We start from the raw sequence: 23537 nt of genomic DNA, 5'->3' as shown, positions 1-23537 counted from the left end.
CCTGAGACGCGGCGTCACGGCACGCGGTTGAGCCACTCCTCGGTGCCGAACTTCTCGGCGACGAGTTTGTCGGCGGCCGCGTACTCCTCGGGGGTGATGTCGCCCGGGGTCGCGCCGTAGAGCTCGGTGAACGTCCGCATCATCCGGTCGATGATCTCGGCGCGGCTCAGACCGGTCTGGCTGCGCAGCGGGTCGACGCGCTTGGCGGCGCTCGCGATGCCCTTGTCGCTGATCTTCTCGCGGCCGATCCGGAGCACCTCGGTCATCTTCTGGCCGTCCATGTCGTAGCTCATGGTCACGTGGTGCAGCACGGCCCCGGAGCCGAGACGCTTCTGGGCCGCCCCGCCGATCTTGCCCTTCGGGCTCGTGATGTCGTTGAGCGGCTGGTAGAAGGCGTCGATGCCGAGCGACTTGAGGGCCACCAGCACCCACTCGTCGAGGAAGGCGTAGCTGTCGGCGAAGCTCATCCCCTGCACCAGGTCGGCGGGCGCGTAGATCGAGTACGTGATGACGGACCCGGCCTCCATGAACATCGCTCCGCCGCCCGAGATGCGGCGCACGATGTCGAAGCCGTACTTCTTCGCGTTCTCGGCGTCGACCTCGTTGCGCACCGACTGGAAGCTGCCGATCACGACGGCCGGCTCCTCCCACTCCCAGATGCGGAGCGTCGGCTGGCGGCGGCCCTCGCCGACCTCGGTGGCGAGCACCTCGTCGAGGGCCATCTGCTGCACCGGATGCACGGCCTTCGAGTGCACGATCTGCCAGTCGTAGTCGCGCCAACTCGTCGCCCGGGCAAGCGAGCGACGGATCGCGACCGCGACGCCTTCGGGCGAGAAGCCGAGCAGGATCGCTCCCTCCGGCAGAGCGCCCCTCACCGCGGCGGCGATGTCTGTTGCGCTGGATTCGGCGGACAGGCCGTTCACCGCGTTGTCGATCGCCTCCAGGGCGGAGTCTGGTTCGAGGAAGAAGTCTCCCGCGAGGTGGAAATCGGTCAGCTTGCCGTCGACGACGTCGAGGTCTACCACGACCAGTTTTCCGCCGGGCACCTTGTATTCACCGTGCATGACTTCAGCCTAATTCGCGCGCGGGCCTATTCCGACGGGATTCAGCCCTGGGCTGACCGGATGCGCGGGCAGGTCTCAGCCGAGGACGACCAGGAACCCGAGGATCGCGGCGGCGAGCGCGAGCACGAGCAGAACAGCGGCGGGCACCGCGCTCTCCGAGCGGCGGACGTGAACGACGATCGCGCCGACCATGACGACAGCGAGTGCGACACCGGCGATGGGGCTCAGGATGGCGGCGATCCCGGTGAGCAGCGGCAGCACGAGGCCCAGCCCGCCCAATGCCTCTGCGAGTCCGATCAGCTTCACGCTCGGCGAGGCGAAGTCGCCCGCCCAGGCCATACCGGCCGCGGTGAGCGCTTCGCGCGGACGCGCGAGCTTCATGATGCCGGCGGCGAGGAAGACGAGGGCGGCGAGACCGTTGACGATCCAGAAGGCGATGAGCATGTCGCGGACACTCCGAGCGTTGATGGTTACGATTTGTTAGTAACCACATGATGCGTCATCGTCGAGCGCTCTGCAAAAGGCACATCGGTGTTCGTAGCCGTCACACCCCAGGAAGAACCACGACCAGCACGGTCGGGAGCGAGCCCATGCCGCCGAGTCCGTACGAGCGGGTCTGCGAGGGCCACGGCGATGCCGATCACGGCCGCGTGACCCTGCAGCAGGGCGGCGCTCAGGCGCGCTCCGCGCTCAGCCGCGCGCCGCGATCCGCGGGTCGAGCCACGCCGTGAGGTCGGCCATGACCTCCTCGCGGTTGAGCTCGTTGTAGACCTCGTGCCGGGCGCCCGGATAGACGATGGTCGTCACATCCGTCAGCCCGGACCGCTCCCGGTAGGCGCGCTCAAGACGGCGCGCACTGGCCTCCCCGCCGAGCGGATCGTCACCGCCCACCTGGATGAGCAGGGGCAGGTCGCGCGCGAGCCCGCGGGCGGGACGCCCGAGGAGGCGTGCGGCGTCCACCGGGCCGAACAGCTTCGGCAGCGGGGTCGAGGTGGTGAGCGGGTCGTCGACGAAGGCCTGCGACACCGCCGGGTCGCGGCTGAGCCACTCCGCGCCCGTCGTGCCGAGGTGGGCGTGGCGCTTGTTGAGGTTGTATCCGCTGTCCATCGAGCCGAGCATCCGGTACGCCGTGCCCGAGAGCACCGCGGCGTCGTACTCGTCGGAGTGCTTGTTGAGGATCAGCTGCACGACGAGCGACCCCCAGCTGTGGCCGAGGAACACGAGTGGCAGATCGGGGTTCTCGCCCCGGATCAGCCCACTGAACCGGTGGATCGCCTCGACCGCGGCACGCAGTCCGCCGACGCCGAGCTTGCCGAGCATCGCGGCATCGTTCCACTGCGCCATGCCCGTTCGGCCGTGCCCGCGGTGATCGTCGGCGTACACCGTGTAGCCGTTGGCGTTGAGATGCTCCGCGAGCGCACGGTAGCGCGCGGCGTGCTCCCCGACGCCGTGCGCGAGCTGCACCACGGCCCGCGGGTCGTCGACCGGCCACACGTCGTAGGTGATGGCGATCCCGTGGACGTCGGTGTAGGTAGGCACGCGCTCATTCTGGCGCACCGCATCCGGTCACGGGATTTATTTAGCGAGGCTAATTTGATAGGCTAACAATGTATGCCCCAACTCACCACGCACGATCTCAGCACCGCCCTCAGGATCGCGGTCGCCCGGCTCTCGCGCCGCCTGCGCGCCGAGAAGGCGGACGACGAGCTGAGCGACACGCAGATCTCGACGCTCGGGTACGTCGTGCGATCCGGTGCGCGCACGATCGGTGAGCTCAGCGAGTTCGAACGCGTCAAGCCTCCGTCGATGAACCGCGCGATCAACCGGCTGGAGGAGGCCGGGTACGTGGCGCGCACGCCTGACGCCGACGACGGCCGCAAAGTCGTCGTCGTCGCGACGGACGCGGGCCGGGAGCTCGTCGCCGAGACCCGCCGCCGCCGAGATGCCTGGCTGCACAAGCGCCTCCGCACGCTCACCAGAGAGCAGCGCGACACCCTCGCCGAGGCCGCCGAGATCATCCGAGAGCTGGCCGACTCGTGAGCGCCATGTTCCGGTCGCTGGCCGGCCTGAACTACCGCATCTGGGCAGCCGGTGCGATCGTCTCCAACGTCGGCACCTGGATGCAGCGCACGGCCCAGGACTGGATCGTGCTCACCCAGCTCACCCACAACAACGCGGCTGCGGTCGGATTCGTGATGGCGCTGCAGTTCGGTCCACAGCTCCTGCTGCTCCCGGTCACCGGATGGGCGGCCGACCGGCTCGACCGGCGCAAGCTGCTGATGGCGACGCAGGCGGCGATGGGCACGCTGGGTCTCGGGCTGGGCATCCTGACGGTCACCGGAGTCGTGCAGCTCTGGCATGTCTACGTCTTCGCGCTGCTGCTCGGATGCGTGGCCGCCTTCGACGCGCCCGCCCGCCAGACGTTCGTCTCCGAGCTCGTCGCAGGCCCGAACCTCTCGAACGCTGTGGCCCTGAACTCGGCCTCGTTCAATGTCGCCCGCCTGATCGGCCCCGCGGTCGCGGGCCTGCTCACCGCGGTCGTGGGCGCCGGATGGGTCTTCCTCATCAACGCGGCGACCTTCGGGGCCGTGCTGCTGTCACTCAAGTTCCTGCGCACAGACAAGTTCTTCCGCACCGATCGTGCGGGCAAGAAGCGCGGCGGACTGGTCGAGGGCTTCCGCTATGTGCGCCGCCGCCCCGACATCATGGTCATCCTCGTCATGGTGTTCCTCATCGGGACCTTCGGTCTCAACTTCCCGATCTTCATCTCGACCATGTCGGTCAGCGTCTTCCACAAGGGCGCAGGCGAGTTCGGCCTGCTCTCGTCGATCATGGCCATCGGGTCGGTGGTCGGCGCATTGCTGTCCGCCCGACGCGAGCGCCCGCGCGTCTCGCTGCTCTTCGCCGGCGCGGCCTTCTTCGGTTTCGGATGCGCGGTCGCCGCCGTCATGCCCGAGTACTGGCTGTTCGCCCTCGCCCTCATCATCATCGGCATCTCCTCGCAGACCCTGATGACCACCGCCAACGGCACGGTCCAGATGACCACCGACCCCCAGCTGCGCGGCCGCGTCATGGCGATCTACATGGCCATCTTCATGGGCGGAACCCCCATCGGCGCCCCGATCGTGGGCTGGGTGGCCGACACCTTCGGCCCCCGCTGGGCGCTCGGCGTCGGCGCCGCCTCCGGCTTCGCCGCCGCCCTCGTCGGCGTCTTCTACCTGGTGAAGTACCGCAACCTCCGCCTCCGCGTGCAGGCCTGGCGGCCCCGCTTCACCCTCGACGCCCGTGAAGAGGTGCGCGAGGAACTCGCCGAGTCCGAGGCCACCGCCGCCCGCGCATCCTGAACCCACGACAGGGTGCTACGGTGACCCTCGCCGCCCGCCGGCGGTGCCGCTGACGCAGAAGGGACCGACGAATGACCGTCACATCACTGCTGGACATGCACTTCTCCGAAGACCACCTGGAGGACGGGCCGCGAGCTCTCCTCGAGATCCTGAAGCAGACGCGGGCGTTCGACGGCTGCCTCGGCGTCCAGGTCGTCACCGACGTCGCCGATCCCGCCCACAGCGTCGCCGTCGAGCGGTGGGAGTCGATCGCCCACGACGACGCCTACCGCGCCTGGCGCGCAGGCCCCGGCGCCTCCGGTCTCGGCCACTACCTGACCGAGCCGGCGCGACTGACCCGGTTCGAGGACGTCGCCGCGCTCTGACGACGCGGGTGGCGGCGGCAGGAGGATTCGTCGCCTCCGCCCCGAATTCTCCGTCCGAACGGAAGACTCGCCGGGGTTCGCCGCGGATTCTCCTGCAGTGGCGCGCGCTGTGTGAGGAGCTGCCACGGGTCGGGCGTTGCCAGACCTGCGTCAGAGGGCTGCCGTGACCCCCGCGCCGGTGCTCTGCCGCACGACGAGTTCCGGCTGGTAGACGATGTGGCGTGGGGGCAGCGCGGGGTCGGCCGCTTCCTCGAGAAGGATCTGCACGGCCGTTTCGCCGATGAGCATGCTCGGCTGGTGGATGGACGAGAGCGGCACGACTGCGGCGCTGGCGAAGCCGATGTCGTCGTAGCCGATCAGCCCCACCTCGTCGGGCACATGCATCGACGCCTGTTCCATCGCCTGGAGCAGACCCATTGCCAGCAGGTCGTTCGCGGCGAAGATCCCGTCGGGGCGCGCATCCGCGGGTCGTGCTGCGAGCGCCTGACCGGCTTCCCGTCCTTCGGCGACGGTGAGCGCTCCCACCGGTACGACCTCGAGCGTGGCTCCCGGATGGGCGGCGACGGCCCGGCGTGCACCCTCGAGCCGATCGACGACCTGGCGGATCTCGGAGGGTCCGCCGACGTAGGCGATGCGGCGGCGACCGGTTGCGAGCAGGTGTGCGGCCGCCAGCTCGCCTCCGGCTTCGTCGTCCACGGACACCGAGCTGAAGGTCGAGTCCACGCTCGTACGGTCCACCAGCACGGCGGGGATGCCGCGCTCACGAAGTCGGCGCAGGCGCGGGATGATGTCGCCGAACGGGGAGACGAGAACGCCGTGCATCCGCTGCTCCTCGAAGAGGTCGAGGTACGCGGATTCGCGCTCGGCCTTCTCGTCGCTGTTGCCGAGGATGATGGACAGGCCTTCGGCCGCCGCCTTCGCCTCCGCGCCGCGCGCGAGGTCTGTGAAGAAGGGGTTGCCGACATCGAGGATGATCAGGCCGACGGCGCGGCTCCGGCCGGCCCGCAGCTGCCGGGCTGCGTCGTTGCGCACGAACCCGAGCTTCTCGATCGCGCCGTGCACCTTCTCGACGGTGTGCTCGGCGACCTTCTCGGGCCGGTTGAGCACGTTGGAGACGGTGCCGACCGATACTCCTGCGAGGGCAGCGACGTCGCGCACGCTCACCGAGGGCATGGGCACCGCCTTCCATTGGTCGTCGCGGCTCCGTCGCCGCATGAACGCCAGTGTACAGGCAGGAGTTGATATCTGAATCGTTTTAATGCAGTCTTGACGGTAGCGATCGTCCGCCACGGAGTGCAGGCGACCCGGTTCAATTAAAACGTTTCATCACGGCCATCTCTTCGGCGGCCCTCAACGCGGAGGCACAGGTTTCGTCAATGTCGACCGACCAGACACCCACCGGCGCAGCGCCCGGCACGTCGACGGACCCGGCCGCGCACGCCCTGCAACGCGCCTGCTTCCGGCTGCAGGTGCGGCCTGACCGGCTCGCCGAATACCGCGAACGACACGCCTCCGTCTGGCCCGACATGCTCACCGCCCTCAAAGAGACCGGCTGGAACAACTACTCCCTCTTCCTCGCCGACGACGGCCTGCTCATCGGCTACGTCGAGGCCACCGACGGTGTCGCGGATGCGCAGGCACGGATGGCGCTCACCGACGTGAACGCCCGCTGGCAGGCCGAGATGAACGACTTCTTCGTCGGTCTCGACGGGTCTGCACCCGACGAGGGCTTCGACCTCCTGCCCGAGATCTTCCACCTCGAAGACCAGCTCACCACCACCCACACCAATCGAATGACGGACGGCTCATGACTTCCTTCGCTTCCATCGCGCCCCAACTCGAACAGCAGGCGATCGAGCTCCCCTCCTGGGCGTTCGGCAACTCCGGCACCCGCTTCAAGGTGTTCGGTTCGCCCGGCACGCCTCGCGACCCCTTCGAGAAGGTCTCGGATGCCGCGCAGGTGAACAAGCACACCGGACTCGCACCCACGGTGGCCCTGCACATCCCGTGGGACCTGGTCGACTCGTACTCCGACCTGAAGAAGCACGCTGAAGACAACGGGGTCGGCCTCGGCACGATCAACTCGAACACCTTCCAGGACGACGACTACAAGCTCGGCTCGGTCACGCATTCCGACCCGCGCATCCGGCAGAAGGCGATCGACCACCACTTCGCCTGCATCGACGTGATGAACGAGACCGACTCGCGCGACCTCAAGATCTGGCTCGCGGACGGCACGAACTACCCCGGCCAGGACGACATGCGCGCCCGCCAGGACCGCCTCACCGACTCGCTCCAGCAGATCTACGCCCGCCTCGGCGACGACCAGCGGCTCGTGCTCGAGTACAAGTTCTTCGAGCCGGCGTTCTACCACACCGATGTTCCCGACTGGGGAACCAGCTACGCCCAGGTCGCGGCGCTGGGCGACAAGGCGATGGTCTGCCTCGACACCGGCCACCACGCACCGGGCACGAACATCGAGTTCATCGTGATGCAGCTGCTGCGCCTCGGAAAGCTCGGCTCCTTCGACTTCAACTCCCGGTTCTACGCCGACGACGACCTCATCGTGGGTGCGGCCGACCCGTTCCAGCTGTTCCGCATCCTCTCCGAGGTGATCCGCGGCGGCGGCTACGGTTCCGACTCGGGCGTGGCCTTCATGCTCGACCAGTGCCACAACATCGAGAAGAAGATCCCCGGCCAGATCCGTTCCGTGCTGAACGTTCAGGAGATGACCGCGCGCGCCCTCCTCGTCGACCGGGATGCGCTGGCCGCCGCCCAGGCGGAGGGTGACGTTCTCGGCGCCAACGGCATCGTGATGGATGCCTTCTACACCGACGTCAGGCCCGACCTCGCAGCGTGGCGCGAGTCCCGCGGCCTGCCCGCCGATCCGATGGCCGCCTACAAGGCCTCCGGCTACCAGGAGAAGATCGAAGCCGACCGCGTGGGCGGCACCCAAGCCGGATGGGGAGCATGATGACCAACCCGACCGTTGAAGCGCTGATCGAGCGCTCCAATCGCCTGGGCTCCGACCCGAAGAACACGAACTACGCCGGCGGCAACACCTCCGCCAAGGGCACGGAGACCGACCCCGTCACGGGCGAGCCGGTCGAGCTGCTCTGGGTGAAGGGATCCGGAGGCGACCTCGGCACCCTGACCGAGAGCGGCCTCGCTGTGCTCCGGCTCGACCGGATGCGCGCCCTCGCCGACGTCTACCCGGGAGTCGAACGCGAAGACGAGATGGTCGCCGCCTTCGACTACACCCTGCACGGCAAGGGCGGCGCGGCCCCCTCGATCGACACGGCCATGCACGGCCTGGTGGATGCGGCGCACGTCGACCACCTGCATCCCGACTCCGGCATCGCCATCGCGACCGCGGCCGACGGAGAACGACTCACGGCCGACGCGTTCGGCGGCAGGGTCGTCTGGGTGCCGTGGCGCCGCCCCGGCTTCCAGCTCGGCCTCGACATCGCAGCGATCAAGGCGGCGAACCCGGATGCGATCGGCACCATCCTCGGTGGCCATGGCATCACTGCATGGGGCGACACCAGCGAGGAGGCGGAGGCCAACTCGCTGTGGATCATCGAGACGGCTGCTTCCTACATCGCCGAGCACGGCCGGCCGGATCCGTTCGGCACGATCCTCCCCGGCTACGAGGCATTGCCCGAGGACGAGCGGCGCGCCAAGGCCGCCGCGCTGGCCCCGCACATCCGGGCGCTCGCGTCGACCGACCGCGCTCAGGTCGGCCACTTCACGGATTCGGACGTCGTGCTCGACTTCCTGGCGTCGTCCGAGCACCCGCGTCTGTCGGACCTCGGCACCAGCTGCCCCGACCACTTCCTGCGCACCAAGATCAAGCCACTCGTGCTCGACCTGCCGGCCGACGCCTCGATCGAGGACTCCGTGGCCCGGCTCGAGCAGCTGCACGAGCAGTACCGCGCCGACTACCAGGCGTACTACGACCGGCACGCGACCTCCGACTCGCCCGCCATCCGCGGCGCCGACCCCGCCATCGTTCTCATCCCGGGCGTCGGGATGTTCTCCTACGGCGCGAACAAGCAGACCGCCCGCGTCGCCGGCGAGTTCTACGTCAATGCGATCAACGTCATGCGGGGAGCCGAGGCCCTGTCGACCTACGCCCCGATCGACGAGGCCGAGAAGTTCCGCATCGAGTACTGGGCGCTCGAGGAGGCCAAGCTGCAGCGCATGCCGAAGCCGAAGCCGCTCGCATCCCGGATCGCGCTGGTCACCGGCGCCGCATCCGGAATCGGAAAGGCCATCGCCACCCGGCTCGCGGCCGAGGGCGCCTGCGTCGTCATCGCCGACCTCGACCTCGAGAAGGCCCAGGCGGCGGCAGCCGAACTGGGCAACACGGACGTCGCGATCGGCATCAAGGCGGACGTCACGGACGAGCGCGCGGTCGCCGCCGCCGTCGACGCGACCCTGCTCGCCTTCGGCGGACTCGACCTCGTCGTCAACAACGCCGGGCTCTCCCTGTCCAAGTCGCTCCTCGACACCACGGTGGCCGACTGGGACCTGCAGCACAACGTGATGGCCAAGGGCTCGTTCCTGGTATCGCGCGCTGCGGCCCGGGTGCTCATCGACCAGAAGCTCGGCGGCGACATCGTCTACATCTCGTCGAAGAACTCGATCTTCGCCGGTCCGAACAACATCGCGTACTCCGCCACCAAGGCGGACCAGGCCCACCAGGTGCGCCTCCTCGCCGCCGAGCTCGGCGAGTACGGCGTGCGCGTGAACGGGATCAACCCCGACGGCGTCGTGCGCGGCTCCGGGATCTTCGCCGGCGGCTGGGGCGCCAAGCGCGCGGCCGTGTACGGCGTGCCCGAGGAGGAGCTCGGCAAGTACTACGCACAGCGCACCCTGCTGAAGCGCGAGGTGCTCCCCGAGCACGTCGCCAACGCGGTGTTCGTGCTCTGCACCAGCGACCTCGACCACACCACGGGGCTGCACATCCCGGTCGACGCGGGCGTTGCGGCCGCGTTCCTGCGATGAGCGGGACGCACGGTGCCGGTGACCGTGCCGGCGACGCGGACGCGGTCGGTGCCGTCGCGGCGGTCGACCTCGGCGCGACCAGTGGACGGGTCATGCTCGGCCGGGTGGGCCCGAACACGCTGGAGCTCACCGAGGTCGCGCGCTTCGACAACACCCCGGTGCGCCTCTGGGACGGCACGCGGGCCGCTCTGCACTGGGATGTGGTCGGCCTCTTCTCCGAGGCCGTCCAGGGCTTGGCCGCGGCCGTGCGCAGCGAGCCCGGACTGCGCAGCATCGGGGTCGACTCCTGGGCCGTCGACTACGGCCTGCTGTCCGGCGGCCGTCTGCGCGGCATCCCCCACCACTACCGCGACGAACGCAGCGAGCGCGGAGTCGCGGCCGTGCACCGGATCACCGACCCCGCCGCGCTCTATCAGGAGAACGGCCTGCAGTTCCTGCCGTTCAACAGCCTGTACCAGTTCGCAGCCGACGCGGAAGACGGACTGCTTCAGGATGCGGACACCGCGCTCCTCATCCCCGACCTGATCGCCTACTGGCTCACCGGTCGCCGCGTCGCCGAGCGCACGAACGCCTCGACCACGGGCCTGCTCACCCTCGCCGGCGAGTGGAACGACCAGCTGATCGACCGGCTCGGACTCCCCCGGCGCATCCTTCCCCCTCTCGTCGACCCCGGCGAGGTCATCGGAACCCTGCTCCCCGCGATTGCGAGCGAACTCCAGCTTCCGTCTGGCGGCACGGGCGCACCGGTCGTCACCGCCGTCGGGTCGCACGACACCGCATCCGCAGTGCTCGCGGTCCCCATGCGGCCGGAGACCTCGGTCTACATCTCGTGCGGAACGTGGGGTCTCGTCGGCGTCGAGCTCGACCACGCCGTGCTGGGCGAGGCCGGCCGACTCGCGAACGTGACCAACGAGCGCGCCGTCGGGGGGCGCATCCGGTATCTCCACAACGTCATGGGGCTGTGGCTGCTGAGCGAGTCGCTGCGCACGTGGCGGGCACGGGGTGAGGATGCCGACCTCGCGTCGCTGCTCGAACGCGCCGGGCGTCACGGGGTGCCGTTCACCGTCTTCGACGCCGAGGATCCACGCTTTCTCGCGCCCGGCGACATCCCGTCGCGGATCGCGGACTGGTGCCGCGAGCACGATCTGTCGACTCCGGCCGACCACGTCTCGATGGTGCGCAGCATCATCGAGAGCCTCGCAGAAGCCCTGGCGTCGACGGCCCACCAGGTGGCTTCGCTCGCCGGCGTCCCGGTCGAGACCGTGCACATCGTCGGCGGCGGCGCCCGCAACGCGCTCCTCTGCCGTGCCGTCGCCGACCGCTCGGGCCTCCCAGTGGTCGCCGGGCCGGTCGAGGCCACCGCGATCGGCAACGTGCTCGTGCAGGCGGGTGCTGCGGGGCTCACGGATGCGTCGCCGGAAGCCCTGCGAGCCCTGGTCGCGACCGCCTTCCCCCCGACCCGCTACGTGCCGGCCGCCGAGCGCTGACGCGCCGCGCCCCGCTCGCGGGAACGCGCCCCTCGCGCCGCGGGAACGCGTGGCTGGGAACGTCTCTCAGCGTCGCCGCATAGGCTCGAGGGATGACTTCTTCCACTGAGACCTTCGACCGCGTGACCATGTTCGGCGCCGACTGGTGCCGCGACTGCCGCCGCTCCAAGGCCCTTTTCGAGCGACTCGGCACTGAGTTCGAGTACGTCGACGTCGAGGCCGTCGCCGATGGAGCCGACCGGGCCAAGGCCATCAGCGGTCGCACGAACATCCCCGTGATCGTCTTCCCCGACGGAGCCCACCTCGTCGAGCCGTCCGACGCCGAACTCGAAGAAGCCCTCGCGGCCCGCTAGCCACCCACCCGGGCCGCACGAACGCGAGTACGCCCGAAAGAGCAATCGAGTACGCCCGAAGTCGCCGTCTGAAGCGTTCGGTCGGAGATTTTGGGCGTACTCGATTGCGTTTCGGCGTGGGACTGGAGGCGGGTCAAGCCCGCAGGCGGTCGGGCTTTCCGTGGCCGGGGCAGACCAGGCGCGGGCGCAGGGAGGCGATCAGTTCGGCGGTGGCGAGCGCCGCATCCTTGTCGCTGATGAGGAAGGCCGGAAACTGCACGAGCCGCCCATCCTGAATCCGCACCGCATCCCCGCAGAACACGACGCCGTGCCATGTGAGGATCAGATGCCCGGGCGTGTGACCCGGTGCAGGCAACGCGGAGAGTCCGGGGATGATCGACGTCTCTCCATCGATCTCACGCAGCTCGGCGGGCGGATGCATCGGGTTGACCTTCTTCAGCAGCCTCCGCGCGCGCGTGGGCGGCTCCACCTCCCCGCGCAGGATCGCCGCATCGGCGCGACCCATCCACACCGTCACGCCGAGCGCCTCCTGGAGGGCCGGCGCCGCGCCCGAGTGATCGGGGTCGTAGTGGGTGAGCACCACATCCGTCACCCGCGGGATGCGTCGGTGCGCGCCGGCCAGTTCGGCCAGGACCGCCTTGGCTCCGGATGCGAGGCCGGGGTCGATCAGCACGCTGCGGCCGGACCCTGCCACGAGATACCCGTGCGCGCCGGCTGTCTTGTCGAGGGCGTAGACATTCTCGGTGAGCTCACGCATGGGTCCAGCATCCCACTCGCCCGCAGGGAATCCACGCACTCAGAAACTGGCGTGAATAATCCCATACACGCTTCCTGTTGGACATCTGACTCGCGCAGACGGATGCTGACCATATGGAGTACACACACCTCGGCCGTTCCGGCCTGACCGTCTCGCGTCTTGCGCTCGGCACCATGAACTTCGGTCCGCAGACGAGCGAAGAGGATTCGCACGCGATCATGGACACCGCCCTCGAAGAGGGCATCAACTACTTCGACACCGCCAACGTCTACGGCCAGCACAAGGGCCGCGGCGCCACCGAGTCGATCGTCGGCGACTGGTTCGCCAAGGGCGGCGGACGCCGCGAGAAGACCGTGCTCGCCACGAAGCTGTACGGCAACATGGGCGACTGGCCCAACGAGGGCAAGCTGTCGGCGCTGAACATCCGTCAGGCTCTAGATGCGAGCCTCGCCCGTCTGAAGACCGACCACATCGACATCTACCAGTTCCACCACGTCGACCGGGACACCCCCTGGGACGAGATCTGGCAGGCGATGGAGGTCGCGGTCGCGCAGGGCAAGATCCTCTACGCCGGCTCCAGCAACTTCGCCGGCTGGCACATCGCCACGGCACAGGCCGAGGCCCGCCGCCGCAACTACACGGGGCTGGTCAGCGAGCAATCGATCTACAACCTCCTCACGCGCCAGGTCGAGCTCGAGGTGCTGCCGGCCGCTCAGGCGAACGGTGTCGGCGTGATCGCCTGGTCGCCGCTCCACGGCGGCCTGCTCGGCGGCGTCATCCGCAAGCAGAACGAGGGCAAGCGCCGCCTCGAGGGGCGCTCGGCCGAAACGCTCGCGACCCACCGCGACGCGATCGAGGCGTACGAGGCGTTCGCCGACGAGCTCGGCCACGAGCCCGGCGACATCGCCCTCGCGTGGCTGCTCCACCAGCCGGCGGTCACCGCTCCCATCATCGGCCCGCGTACTGCCGGGCAACTGGATGCGGCCGTGCGCGCTCTCGACGTGAAGCTCGACGAAGCGGCACTCGCCCGCCTCGACGAGATCTTCCCCGGGCACAAGACCGCGCCCGAGGACTACGCCTGGTAGCCCGAGCATCCGGAACCCGCCGAGTCCCCTGAAACACCTGAACACCCGTAACACCCGAAGACCCCGGAAGGACTTTTCGACCAGATGAAGACCCGTACCATCGCCGACGTCGAGGTGAGCGCGATCGGCCTGGGCGGCATGCCCATGTCGATCGAGGGCCGCCCCGACGAGGCGCGCTCCATCGCCACCGTGCACGCGGCACTCGAGGTCGGTGTCACCTTCTTCGACACCGCCGACGCCTACCACCTGCACGCCGACGAGGTCGGCCACAACGAATCCCTCATCGCGAACGCGGTGCGGAGCTGGGGTGGCGACACCTCCGCCGTGCTCATCGCCACGAAGGGCGGACACCTCCGCCCAGGCGACGGCAGCTGGACCATCGACGGCCGGCCGGAGTACATCAAGGAGGCCGCAAAGGCGTCACTCGCTCGGCTCGGGGGCGACGCGATCGGCCTGTACCAGTTCCACCGGCCCGACCCCGAAGTGCCCTACTCGGACTCCGTCGGGGCCGTGCGAGACCTTCTCGACGAGGGCGTGATCCGGTTCGCCGGAATCTCGAACGCCGACCCCGCGCAGATCGAGCTGGCGAACGAGATCCTCGGCGGACGCCTCGTCTCGGTGCAGAACCAGTTCTCGCCGGCGTTCCGTTCCAGCGAGCCCGAACTCGAGCTGTCGGACCGGATGGGCATCGCCTTCCTCCCCTGGAGCCCGCTCGGCGGCATCACGTCGGCCGGTGCCCTCGGGCAGCGTTTCGCCCCCTTCCAGCAGGTCGCGGATGCGCGCGGCGTCAGCCCCCAGGTCGTCGCCCTGGCCTGGCACCTCGCCAAGAGCCCGCACGTCATCCCCATCCCCGGCGCATCCCGCCCCGAGTCCATCCGCGACTCGGCGACGGCCGTCGACCTCGCGCTCACCCCGGAGGAGTTCGCGGCGCTCGACGCTGCGTAGCCTCCGGCTCTCGCCACGCGCATCCGGGTGCCGGTTACCCCCGGATGCGCGTGATCCGGCTCCACGCAGGAGAAATCGCGGATCGCGACGGCGAGTCTTCCGTCCCGACGGAGATTTGGGCGCGGCCGCGTCAGAATCACCGACGCGCCAACCGCCCGCCGGACCGGCTGCCCGCTACCCCTCGATGTTGCTCACCAGCGCGGCCACCTCGGCCGCGCGTTGCTCGCGTGTGTCCACCCGGCCCGGGATGCCCGGGCGCGTCTGCCACGGCAGGGGCCCGGATGCGCGCCGGTACTCCACCCCGACAGCGTCCAGCCGGGCACGGTGCGCGTCGAGCCGGCCGGAGAACTCGCAGAAATCGCGCGGCCCCGACGACCACAGTGCCTCGGCCAGCGCGCAGAGGCGCGGGAACGCGAAGTAGTCGAGTGTTCGCGGCGAGTCCATGTACTCGGTCCACAGGTTCGCCTGGCCGCCCAGCACGTGTGCACGCTCCGCCTCGTCGAGGCCGGCCGGTACCGGGTCGAAGCGGTAGACGTCTTCGACCGTGATCACCACGACCAGCGGGATGGGCTCATCCGCCCGCTCCGACTGCCGGTAGTTGAGGTACATCGTGTGATCCGGGCACAGCACCACGTCGTGTCCGGCACGTGCCGCGGCGAGCGCGCCCGTCTCCCCTCGCCAGGAGGCGACGACCGCGCCGGGAGCGAGTCCGCCCTCGAGGATCTCGTCCCACCCGAACAGCCGTCGCCCGCGTGCCGTCAGGTGGTCGTCGAGCTGCCGGATGAACCAGCTCTGCAGCTGGTCCTCGTCGCCGATGCCGAGCTCGCGCATCCGCTCCTGGGTGCGCGCGTCCGTTCGCCACTGGTCTTTCACGCACTCGTCACCGCCCACGCCGATGTACGGCGACGGGAAGATGTCCAGCACCTCGTCGAGCACGTCGCGGAAGAACCGCAGCGTGGACTCTTCGACATTGAGCACGTGCGGGATGATCCCCCAGCGGGTGCCGACGTCGAGCGCTTCACCGGTGACACCGAGCTCCGGATACGCCGCGATCGCCGCCTGCACATGCCCGGGCATCTCGATCTCGGGCACGACCGTGATCCCGCGTAGGGCGGCGAACGCCACAATCTCACGCAGGTCGTCCTTGGTGTAGTACCCGCCGTGCGGGCGGCCGTCGCCGGGCGCGTCCTTGCCGTAGCCGACCTGCGACTCCCGGCGCCACGCCCCCACCTCGGTCAACCGCGGGTACCGGTCGATCTGGATGCGCCAGCCCTGGTCGTCGGTCAGGTGCAGCTGCAGCACGTTCAACCGGTGCATCGCCATCAGGTCGACGAAGCGCAGCACGTCGTGCTTGGGAAGGAAGTGGCGGGCCACGTCGAGCATCACGCCGCGCCAGCCGTACTGCGGCGCATCCTCGATCTCGCAGGCGGGCGCCGCCCAGCGCACGCCCGGCACGAACGCGCGGCGGTACACGTCGGCGGGCAGCAACTGCAGAAACGCCTGCGAACCGTGGTGGACCCCGGATGCGCTGCCGCCGACGATCCGCACGCCCTCGATCGTGACGCTCACGCGGTAGGCCTCCGCGGCGAGCTCGGGGTCGATGGCGAGGCGGATGCTGCCGGCCGATTCTGCGGGAGCACCGGCCACCGCATCCGGGAGCCCCAGCCCGGTCGACGCCGTGAGCACCGACCGCAGCCAGGCCGCCGGATGCTCGGCACCCGCATCCGCCTCGAGCCGCGTGCCGTGCGTGAGGGCGAACTCGCCGTCACCGTCGACCACTCGTGCGGGTGCGGGCAGCAGGCGAGCGGCGGCGGTCACGCGTCGTTCTCTTCGGGCGGGACACTCTGCCCGTCGTGCTGCCGTTCGGGATACCGCTCGGCCAGACGCTCCGCATGCCGGTCGCTGTGCCGTTCCGGCGCGAGCCGCTGGCTGCGCACCGCCTCGTACGTCAGCCGCAGGGACTCCGTCATCTGGTCGTAGAGCTGCTGTGCGATCCGCACGAACAGGAAGTCGACCAGGGCGAGTTGCGCGATCCGGCTCGACATCGCACCCGACCGGTAGAGACTCTCGCGAGCCTGGGTCGTGAGCACGAAGTCGCACACGTCGGCGATACGCGAATCGGGGAAGTTCGTGATCGCCACCGTCGTCGCTCCCGCCGCGTGGGCCACGGCGAGCGCGTGATTCGTCTCCGCGGTCAGCCCCGAGTGGGAGACGCCGATCGCTACGTTGCCCGGCTTCTGCAGCGCCGCCGAGGAAAGTGCGAGGTGCGAGTCGGGCGAGCAGAACGCGGTGATCCCGATGCGGGAGAGCTTCTGCTGCAGGTCCTGGGCGGTGAGGCTGCTCGATCCCACCCCGTAGACGTCGACACGGGGTGCGCGGACGACGGCGGCCACCACCTTGTCGAGGGTCTCGACGTCGAGTTCCTTGGCGGTCTGCTCGATCGCGATGACCTCCTGATAGGCGATTTTCGCAACAACCTCCTGCACCGAGTCGGTGGGGTCGATCTCGCTCTCGGTGAGCTCGAAGCGCTCGCGGGTGACCTGCTCGCGGCTGGTCGCGGCCGCGACGGCCAGGCGGAAGTCGCGGTACCCCGAATATCCGAGCCCTTGGCAGAACCGGGCGACGGTTGCCTGGGACGAGTCGCAGACGGCCGCGAGTTCGGTGATGGTGAGATCGACGACGCGCACAGGGTCGTCCATGATCACCCTCGCGACGCGGGCCTCGGCGGCGCTCAGGCGCGGGAGGGCCTGCCGCACCGCGGAGAGCACGTCAGCGGACATGGGCCGCCTCGGCTGCCTCGAGAGCGTCGCGCAGGCGTCCGCCGTGCTCGGTGAGCAGACGCACGGCGCTGACCGCGTCGAGGGTGGTCTCACTCATCAGGATCGCCGCCTTTATCCAGCCGCCGGTCGCATCCAGCGTCTGCGCAGCGGTTTCCGCATCGACGCCCGTCGCCAGCATAACCGTCCGCTCAGACCTCGCCCGCAACTTGTCGTTGGTGGCACGCATGTCGACCATGAGGTTGCCGTGCACCTTGCCGAGACGCACCATCGTGATGGTGCTGATCATGTTCACGACGAGCTTCTGCGCCGTGCCGGCCTTGAGGCGCGTGGACCCCGTGAGGATCTCGGGCCCCACCACGACCTCGATGCCGACGTCGGCCGCGCGTCCGAGCGCCGACCCGGCGTTGCACGCGATCCCGGCGGTGAACGCTCCCACCTGCCGGGCGTACGCGATCGCGCCGAGCACGTACGGCGTGCGACCGGATGCGGAGATCCCGACCACCGAGTCGTCCGGCCCCAGAGCCAGCTCGCGCAGATCGGCCGCTCCCGCGGACTCGTCGTCTTCTGCGTTCTCGATCGCGGTCCGGATGGCATCGCTGCCGCCCGCGATCACCCCGACGACCAGTTCGGGCGGAGCGCCGAACGTCGGCGGGATCTCGCTCGCATCGAGGATCCCCATGCGTCCCGCCGTGCCAGCGCCGACGTAGATCAGGCGGCCGCCGCGGCGCATCCCCTCGACGACGCCGTTCACGGCTGCCACGATGTGCGGGGTCTCCCGGGCGACCGCGAGCGGCACTTCGGCGTTGTGCGCGTTCATGCCTTCGACGAGCTGCTCGACGGTCATCAGGTCGAGGTCGCCGTAGCGGTCGCTCACGGCCTCGGTCGCGAGAGTGCCGAGCGTGGCTCGGAGGTCGGCGAGTGGATGCGGCTCAGCCACGGAGGATCCTTTCTTCGTAGGGCAGTGAGCGGTGCACGGCGATCAACGTGACGCCGGAGAGCGCGTCGCCTTTCGGTGCCCGTTCGCGCAGCCCGTGCGCTTCGAGTGCGGCGGTGATCCTCGCCGCGAAGAATGGATGCGCGGCGAGCCCGCCCGCGACGCAGACGGTCGCGAGTCCGGCGGCCGCGCAACTGTCGGCGAGGTGCCCGGCGGCACGCTCGACGATGTCGACCGCGACCGCGTCGCCGGCGGCCGCCCGCTCGATCACGGTCGGGGCGAAGGTTCCGAGCTGCCTCGCCGGCGCCCCGCTCTGCGAGACCCAGTGCGGCAACGACGTGATCGTTCCGGTGAGCTCCGTCGCATCGTCGAGCAGAGCGGTGCGCGGACCGCGCCGGTCATGGGCGCGCATCGCGGCCATGAGCCCGTGCCTGCCGATCCACTGACCGCTGCCCTCGTCGCCGAGCCAGGGGCCCCATCCGTCGACCTGGTGCACGCGCCCGGCGGGATCGACCGAGAAGACGACCGCCCCGGTGCCGGCGATGAGCACGGTTCCGGGGTCGCCGGCGAACGCGCCCGCGTGTGCGGCCAGGGCATCGTTGATGATGGCGATCGGGCCGGAGAACCGTTCCCGCAGCATGGTGATCAGGCTCTGGGCGGCAGCGGGAGCGGCCTCGCGTCCGGCCGCGCCGATGCCGACCGCGGTCGCCTCGGCCAGGGGGATGCGCATCCGCTCGACCGCGTCGACGATCGCCCGGAAGGAGAGCACGGCGCCGTCGGCCTCCGCCAGGCCGGGTGCACCGGTCGTATGGGCTTCGCCGGCGACCTCGTCGTTCACCGAGAGCCGCACGCGGCAGCTGGTCTTGCCGAGGTCGACCGCGAGAACGGGCATCGTGTCGGTCATTCGTGGCCCCTCCCGATCGTGAGGCCCGCGATTCCGCGCAGTCGCGGGCCGAGCGTCGTCTCCGGCCTCAACGTGAGCTGGCCGAGCACCCGCGCGCGGCCCTCCGGGGTGGCGGGGAGCGCGGCCGGAATGCCGTGCCAGCTCAGAAAGCCGACGAGCGCGAACAGCAGCGACTCCTTGTCGTCGGGTGAGATCCCCCACTCGTCGCTCGTGCTCACCGCGATCCCGTGCAGCGCGAGGATCGCGGCGATCCCCCGCATGAGCGCGGGATTGTGCACTCCTCCGCCCGAGACGATCACGCGACCGGGCGGCTCGGGCGTCGCCGAACGGACTGCGCCGGCGACGGTGCGAGCGGTGAGAGTGGTCAGCGTGGCGACCAGGTCGGGCAGCGCCGGCTCCCGCCCGGCCGCAGCGACGGCCCGGTCGACGACACCGAGGTCGAACGTCTCACGGCCGGTGCTCTTCGGCGGAGCGGCGAGGAAGTACGGATGCGCGAGCAGCTCGGAGAGCACCCGCTCGTCCACCTGCCCCGCGCTCGCGAGCGCTCCCTCCGCGTCCCGTGTATCGCGTCCGCCGGTAGCGCGCGAGACCACACCGTCGATGAGCGCGTTGGCCGGCCCGCTGTCGAACGCGACCAGACCGCCGTCGGGCGAGACGACCTGCACGTTCGCGATTCCGCCGAGGTTGACCGTGGCGATCGGCCGTCCGCTCGCAGCCGCCTCGCCGGCGAGCCAGGCACGATCGAACAGCCCCATGAGCGGAGCCCCGTCGCCACCGGCGGCGATGTCGGCCGAACGGACGTTGGAGAGCACCGGGGCACCGAGCGCCTCGGCGATCCACGCGGGCTCTCCGATCTGCAGCGTGCCCTGGGCGTGGCCCCCGTTCACCCAGTGGAAGAGGGTCTGCCCGTGCGAGACGGCGAGGTCGATTCCTCCGACCTCGTGCGCCGCCGGTTCGGCCGCCGATGCGAACTCGCGGCCCGCGAGGGTGTCGAGCTCGCAGAACCCCGCCGGCGTCAGGCTCGCTCCATCGACAGCAGCGATCAGGCGATGCCGCAGACCGGGCGACCACGCGACCGTGCGCGTGAGCAGGGGGCGGATGCTCACCTCCGGCGTCGGGGAGTCGTCGAGCGCCTGCACCTCCGCCACCGCGACGTCGATGCCGTCGACGGAGGTGCCCGACTGCAGCGACAGGATCTTCATCGGCCCGCCCCTCCGGTCACGAGCTCGGCGACCGCCTGCGCCGTCACCCTGCTCACCCCGAACGCATCGATGGTCGGCACGGCCAGCGGCTGCTGCGCCGGAAGTCCGGCATTCACTGCGATGCTCCCCGGACGTGCGGCGGCGAGCACCCGCACGGCCTGTCGTTGCGCAGAACCCGGCTGCACCGCATCCACCAGAGCCACGACGGCGCGGTCCGAGGGGATGTGGGCGAGCGCGTCGGCGAGCACCGCCACGACGTCCCGCTGCAGCAGCGGGCCCACGCCGACCCGCTCGCAAGCGACGGATGCGCTGAGCGCCTCGGTGAACGGATCGGCCGTGGACGCGACGGCGACGGTGGCGCGGTCACGAAGGTCGAGCACTGTGAGTTCGCGGCCCGCGAGCTCGACCGGATCGCTCACCCGGATCGCACCCCGCACGACCGCCTCGGCGTCGAACGTCGCTTCGTCCGGCACCGGCACGTGCTCCCCGGCGGAGACCCAGGCCGAGAGATTTGCAACGGAGCGCGACGCCCGCTCGACCTCGGCGACGCTCAGCTCGCCGTCGTCGAGGGCCGCGAGGATCGCATCCCGGACCTCCCGGTAGTCGGCGAGGTCGTCCGTCGTCCCGCCTTTGGGTCCGAGAGCGGACGGATTGCCGATGCAAAGCAGGTCGGCGCCCGCTTTGAGTGCCAGCACGGCACCGCGTCCCGACCCGAATCCGGAGCGGATCGCGGCCATGTCGAGCGCGTCGGTGACGATCGTGCCGGCGAAGCCGCGCTCGCGCAGGTCGCCGAGCAGCGCGGCGTTGAGTGTTGCAGGCAGTTCGCCGAAGGCCGGTACGACGACGTGCGAGGTCATGATCGCGGCGACCCCTGCCTCGATCGCGGCCTGGAACGGCGGCAGATGCTCGGCCTCGAGCGTCCGGCGATCCAGCTCGACCCGCGGGAGGCCGTGATGCGAGTCGACCACGGTGTCGCCGTGACCGGGGAAGTGCTTGGCGCAGGCGGCGACCCCGGCCGACTGAATACCCTCTGTCATCGCTGCGACGTGGCGCCCGACCAGCTCGGGCGTGCTTCCGAACGAGCGCACGCCGATCACCGGATTGCGCGGGTTGGTGTTCACATCGGCCACCGGTGCCAGCACGACGGTCGCGCCCGCCGCCCGCACCCGGCGACCGAGCTCCACGCCGACCGCGCGCGTCGTATCGACGTCATCGACGCGACCGAGTTGCGCGGCGCCGGGCAGGGTCGAGCCGTGCGCCGACTCGAGACGGGAGACGCTGCCACCCTCTTCGTCGACACCGAGCAGCACCCCGGGTCGCGCATCCTTCAGGCTGCGGGAGAGGGTCGCGAGCTGGTCGGGCGAGCCGGCGTCGACGTTGTGCCCGAAGTAGACGGCTCCCGCCAGGCCTTCGTCGAGTGCGCGCAGGAGCCAGTCCGGCGCCCGGTGGCCGAGGAATCCGGGCCAGAGCACGCCGGCCACGAGGGCGCGCACCGCGGGATCGGTGCTGTGGCTCATCCCTTCACCGCGCCTGCGACGAGTCCGCTGGAGAGCTTGCGCTGCACCAGCACGAAGAAGATCATCACGGGGATGGTGATGATCGTGGAGGCCGCCATCACGTAGCCCCACTCGTTGGAGTGCTCTCCGAAGAACTGCTTGAGCCCGATGGCGACCGTGTAGTTGTCGGTCGCCCCGCCGAGCAGGGTCATCGCGAAGATGAACTCGTTCCAGGCGGTGATGAACGAGAACACGCTCGTCGCCACGAGACCCGGCATGACCAGTGGGAACAGGACGGACCGGAACATCCGCCACCAGCTCGCGCCGTCGAGGTACGCGGCCTCCTCCAGCTCGACCGGGACCGCGGCGACGAAGCCCCGCAGCATCCAGATGCCGAACGGCAATGAGAGAGCGATGTACACGATGACGAGTCCGAGCAGCTGGTTGAGCAGCCCCAGGTCGCGCACCTGGACGAACAGCGGGATGACGAGCGCCTCCAGCGGCACCATCTGCACCGTGAGCACGGTGAACAGGATCGCGGTGCGGAACTTGAACTTGAATCGCGCGACGGCGACGGATGCGAGCAGCGCGACGATTCCCGCCAGCACGACGACGGCCACCGCGACGATCGCCGAGTTGCGCAGGAAGACGTCGAATCCACCGGTGGTGAGCACGTACGTGAAGTTGTCGAACGTGAACTCCTGCGGGATGAGCGACTGACCGCCGCTCGACGCCTTCTTGTCGAAGGCGCTGGAGATCATCCAGTAGACGGGGAAGAGCGTGAAGACGAGGAGCAGGGTGACGAGGATCGCCTTGATCACGTTGCCGCGGATGGTTCGCGTCACAGCTTGTCCTCCTTCAGCATCGTGCGCACATAGACGACGGTGATGGCGAGCAGCACGAGGGTGAGCAGAACGGCGATCGCCGATCCGAACCCGTAGCGGTTCTGGCCGAACGACTCGACGTACGACCACACGCCGAGGTTCAGCACCGAACGGTTGGAGCCGGCACCGCCCGGCATCAGGTAGACCTGCGCGAAGACTTTGAAGTCCCAGATCGTGGAGAGGATGATCACCACGGCGAACACCTGTTTCAGCGACGGCACGATGATGCTGAAGAAGCGGCGGATCCCGCCGGCGCCGTCCATCTCGGCGGCCTCCAGCATCTCCTTCGGCACGCCGAGCAGCCCGGCGAGGATCGTGATGGCGATGAACGGGAAGCCGTGGTGCACGATGTTCAGCAGCACGATCCCGTAGAAGCTCACCGGGTTGGTGAACCAGTTGTAGGACTCGGTCATGAGCCCGAGGTTCTTGAGGGTCTGGTTGACGATGCCGTTGTCGGCGTCGAAGATCCACACCCACACGTACGTGCCGGTCACGGCCGGCATCGCCCAGGCGACCATGATCGCGCTGCCGACGATGGTGCGCCAGAAGGGGCCGAGCGAGGCCATCAGCAGCGCGACCAGGGTGCCGAGAACGACCGTGCACGAGACCGACAGGATCGCGAACACCACCGTGTTGGGGAGCGCGACCGTCCACAGCGTGGAGTTTCCGAAGACCTCGGCGTAGTTGGCGAGCCCGATGAAGTTCGTCTTGCCGCTGACGATCTCGCGCAGGCCGTAGTCCTGCAGCGAAAACAGCACGACCCGGATGAGCGGCCACAGCAGCAGCCCCGCCAGCACCACCAGGGCGGGAGCGAGGAGGAGCCAGGGGCGTGCGACGGAGAGCCGGCGCGTGCGGCGCTGCGGCCGGTCGCCGGCCGCACGCGGGTTGCGCACGGCCGGCGGCTGGGTGTGGACGTCAACGGACACG

23 protein-coding genes are annotated in these 23537 nt (G+C 69.6%); 10 read left to right on the top strand and 13 right to left on the bottom strand.

All coding sequences use genetic code 11. From position 1 onward, the window contains the following. Nucleotides 1–14 precede the first annotated feature (14 nt). From ACFVV0_RS03140 to ACFVV0_RS03130, 3 genes are all read right to left on the bottom strand, one after another. The gene (locus ACFVV0_RS03140; RefSeq protein WP_387058085.1) at nt 15–1064 is read right to left on the bottom strand and encodes a biotin/lipoate A/B protein ligase family protein; all 1050 of its coding nucleotides are present in this window, start codon (nt 1062–1064) and stop codon (nt 15–17) included. Between the two features lie 75 nt (nt 1065–1139). After that, on the bottom strand, nt 1140–1508 hold the full coding sequence (locus ACFVV0_RS03135; protein WP_387058082.1) for a DoxX family protein: 369 nt from the start codon (nt 1506–1508) through the stop codon (nt 1140–1142). A gap of 246 nt (nt 1509–1754) precedes the next feature. Further along, nucleotides 1755–2603, bottom strand: a complete 849-nt coding sequence (locus ACFVV0_RS03130; protein ID WP_387058080.1) for an alpha/beta fold hydrolase — start codon at nt 2601–2603, stop codon at nt 1755–1757. 72 nt (nt 2604–2675) lie between these two features. Between ACFVV0_RS03130 and ACFVV0_RS03125 the strand changes: the two genes are divergently transcribed. The 3 genes from ACFVV0_RS03125 (at nt 2676) to ACFVV0_RS03115 (ending at nt 4773) form a co-directional block, all read left to right on the top strand. Beyond that, a complete protein-coding gene (locus tag ACFVV0_RS03125) occupies nt 2676–3104 on the top strand; it encodes a MarR family winged helix-turn-helix transcriptional regulator (RefSeq protein ID WP_387058077.1) in 429 nt (142 codons plus the stop codon). A gap of 5 nt (nt 3105–3109) precedes the next feature. After that, nucleotides 3110–4408 (top strand): MFS transporter, encoded by a 1299-nt coding sequence (locus ACFVV0_RS03120; protein ID WP_387059460.1) that lies wholly within the window; start codon nt 3110–3112, stop codon nt 4406–4408. A 71-nt stretch (nt 4409–4479) separates the two neighbouring features. Then, nucleotides 4480–4773 (top strand): putative quinol monooxygenase, encoded by a 294-nt coding sequence (locus tag ACFVV0_RS03115; RefSeq protein ID WP_387058074.1) that lies wholly within the window; start codon nt 4480–4482, stop codon nt 4771–4773. A 150-nt stretch (nt 4774–4923) separates the two neighbouring features. Here the strand turns inward: ACFVV0_RS03115 and ACFVV0_RS03110 are convergent, their stop codons facing one another. Then, nucleotides 4924–5988 (bottom strand): LacI family DNA-binding transcriptional regulator, encoded by a 1065-nt coding sequence (locus ACFVV0_RS03110; RefSeq protein ID WP_387058071.1) that lies wholly within the window; start codon nt 5986–5988, stop codon nt 4924–4926. A 161-nt stretch (nt 5989–6149) separates the two neighbouring features. On the opposite strand from ACFVV0_RS03110, the gene ACFVV0_RS03105 reads away from it, so the two are divergent. The 5 genes from ACFVV0_RS03105 to ACFVV0_RS03085 all read left to right on the top strand — a co-directional run bounded on the left by ACFVV0_RS03105 (nt 6150) and on the right by ACFVV0_RS03085 (nt 11623). Next, nucleotides 6150–6584: an L-rhamnose mutarotase gene (locus ACFVV0_RS03105; RefSeq protein ID WP_387058069.1), complete on the top strand. Its 435-nt coding sequence runs from the start codon at nt 6150–6152 to the stop codon at nt 6582–6584. After that, complete coding sequence (rhaI, locus tag ACFVV0_RS03100; RefSeq protein ID WP_387058066.1) at nt 6581–7747, top strand: L-rhamnose isomerase; 1167 nt, start codon at nt 6581–6583, stop codon at nt 7745–7747. The genes ACFVV0_RS03105 and rhaI overlap by 4 nt, the downstream gene beginning before the upstream one ends. Next, on the top strand, nt 7747–9783 hold the full coding sequence (locus ACFVV0_RS03095) for a bifunctional aldolase/short-chain dehydrogenase (RefSeq protein WP_387059457.1): 2037 nt from the start codon (nt 7747–7749) through the stop codon (nt 9781–9783). The genes rhaI and ACFVV0_RS03095 overlap by 1 nt, the downstream gene beginning before the upstream one ends. Continuing rightward, nucleotides 9780–11270, top strand: a complete 1491-nt coding sequence (locus ACFVV0_RS03090; protein WP_387058063.1) for a rhamnulokinase family protein — start codon at nt 9780–9782, stop codon at nt 11268–11270. Before ACFVV0_RS03095 ends, ACFVV0_RS03090 begins: the two co-directional genes overlap by 4 nt. A gap of 92 nt (nt 11271–11362) precedes the next feature. Next, complete coding sequence (locus ACFVV0_RS03085) at nt 11363–11623, top strand: glutaredoxin family protein (protein WP_387058060.1); 261 nt, start codon at nt 11363–11365, stop codon at nt 11621–11623. Between the two features lie 133 nt (nt 11624–11756). Here the strand turns inward: ACFVV0_RS03085 and ACFVV0_RS03080 are convergent, their stop codons facing one another. Continuing rightward, nucleotides 11757–12380, bottom strand: coding sequence for an MBL fold metallo-hydrolase (locus ACFVV0_RS03080; RefSeq protein ID WP_387058058.1), 624 nt, complete (start codon nt 12378–12380; stop codon nt 11757–11759). Nucleotides 12381–12493: 113 nt separating this feature from the next. Here ACFVV0_RS03080 and ACFVV0_RS03075 point away from each other — a divergent pair, with 113 nt between their 5' ends. Continuing rightward, a complete protein-coding gene (locus ACFVV0_RS03075) occupies nt 12494–13465 on the top strand; it encodes an aldo/keto reductase (protein WP_387058055.1) in 972 nt (323 codons plus the stop codon). Between the two features lie 84 nt (nt 13466–13549). Beyond that, nucleotides 13550–14410 carry an aldo/keto reductase gene (locus ACFVV0_RS03070; RefSeq protein ID WP_387058052.1) on the top strand — a complete coding sequence of 287 codons (861 nt, stop codon included), beginning with the start codon at nt 13550–13552 and terminating at the stop codon, nt 14408–14410. Between the two features lie 174 nt (nt 14411–14584). Here ACFVV0_RS03070 and ACFVV0_RS03065 read toward each other — a convergent pair whose 3' ends face one another. Genes ACFVV0_RS03065 through ACFVV0_RS03030 form a run of 8 tightly spaced genes read right to left on the bottom strand, consistent with a single transcriptional unit; the run spans nt 14585 to nt 23536 of the window. Next, nucleotides 14585–16228 (bottom strand): beta-N-acetylhexosaminidase, encoded by a 1644-nt coding sequence (locus tag ACFVV0_RS03065; protein WP_387058049.1) that lies wholly within the window; start codon nt 16226–16228, stop codon nt 14585–14587. Next, on the bottom strand, nt 16225–17190 hold the full coding sequence (locus ACFVV0_RS03060) for a MurR/RpiR family transcriptional regulator (RefSeq protein WP_387058046.1): 966 nt from the start codon (nt 17188–17190) through the stop codon (nt 16225–16227). The genes ACFVV0_RS03065 and ACFVV0_RS03060 overlap by 4 nt, the downstream gene beginning before the upstream one ends. Next, nucleotides 17180–18127, bottom strand: coding sequence for an N-acetylmuramic acid 6-phosphate etherase (murQ, locus tag ACFVV0_RS03055; protein WP_387058043.1), 948 nt, complete (start codon nt 18125–18127; stop codon nt 17180–17182). The genes ACFVV0_RS03060 and murQ overlap by 11 nt, the downstream gene beginning before the upstream one ends. Beyond that, nucleotides 18120–19028, bottom strand: coding sequence for an N-acetylglucosamine kinase (locus ACFVV0_RS03050; RefSeq protein ID WP_387058040.1), 909 nt, complete (start codon nt 19026–19028; stop codon nt 18120–18122). The genes murQ and ACFVV0_RS03050 overlap by 8 nt, the downstream gene beginning before the upstream one ends. After that, entirely contained in the window at nt 19025–20230 is a 1206-nt protein-coding gene (locus ACFVV0_RS03045; RefSeq protein ID WP_387058038.1) for an anhydro-N-acetylmuramic acid kinase, read from the bottom strand. Before ACFVV0_RS03045 ends, ACFVV0_RS03050 begins: the two co-directional genes overlap by 4 nt. Further along, a complete protein-coding gene (locus ACFVV0_RS03040; protein WP_387058035.1) occupies nt 20227–21747 on the bottom strand; it encodes a glycoside hydrolase family 3 protein in 1521 nt (506 codons plus the stop codon). Before ACFVV0_RS03040 ends, ACFVV0_RS03045 begins: the two co-directional genes overlap by 4 nt. Next, nucleotides 21744–22571: a carbohydrate ABC transporter permease gene (locus ACFVV0_RS03035; RefSeq protein WP_387058032.1), complete on the bottom strand. Its 828-nt coding sequence runs from the start codon at nt 22569–22571 to the stop codon at nt 21744–21746. Before ACFVV0_RS03035 ends, ACFVV0_RS03040 begins: the two co-directional genes overlap by 4 nt. After that, nucleotides 22568–23536, bottom strand: coding sequence for a carbohydrate ABC transporter permease (locus tag ACFVV0_RS03030; protein WP_387058029.1), 969 nt, complete (start codon nt 23534–23536; stop codon nt 22568–22570). Before ACFVV0_RS03030 ends, ACFVV0_RS03035 begins: the two co-directional genes overlap by 4 nt. Between the last annotated feature and the right edge of the window lies 1 nt (nt 23537).

The organism is Leifsonia sp. NPDC058230 (genome assembly GCF_042882245.1).
Taxonomy (GTDB): domain Bacteria; phylum Actinomycetota; class Actinomycetes; order Actinomycetales; family Microbacteriaceae; genus Leifsonia.
Note: the sequence above shows the minus strand (reverse complement) of the source record. Positions and strands in the feature narration are given on the sequence as shown.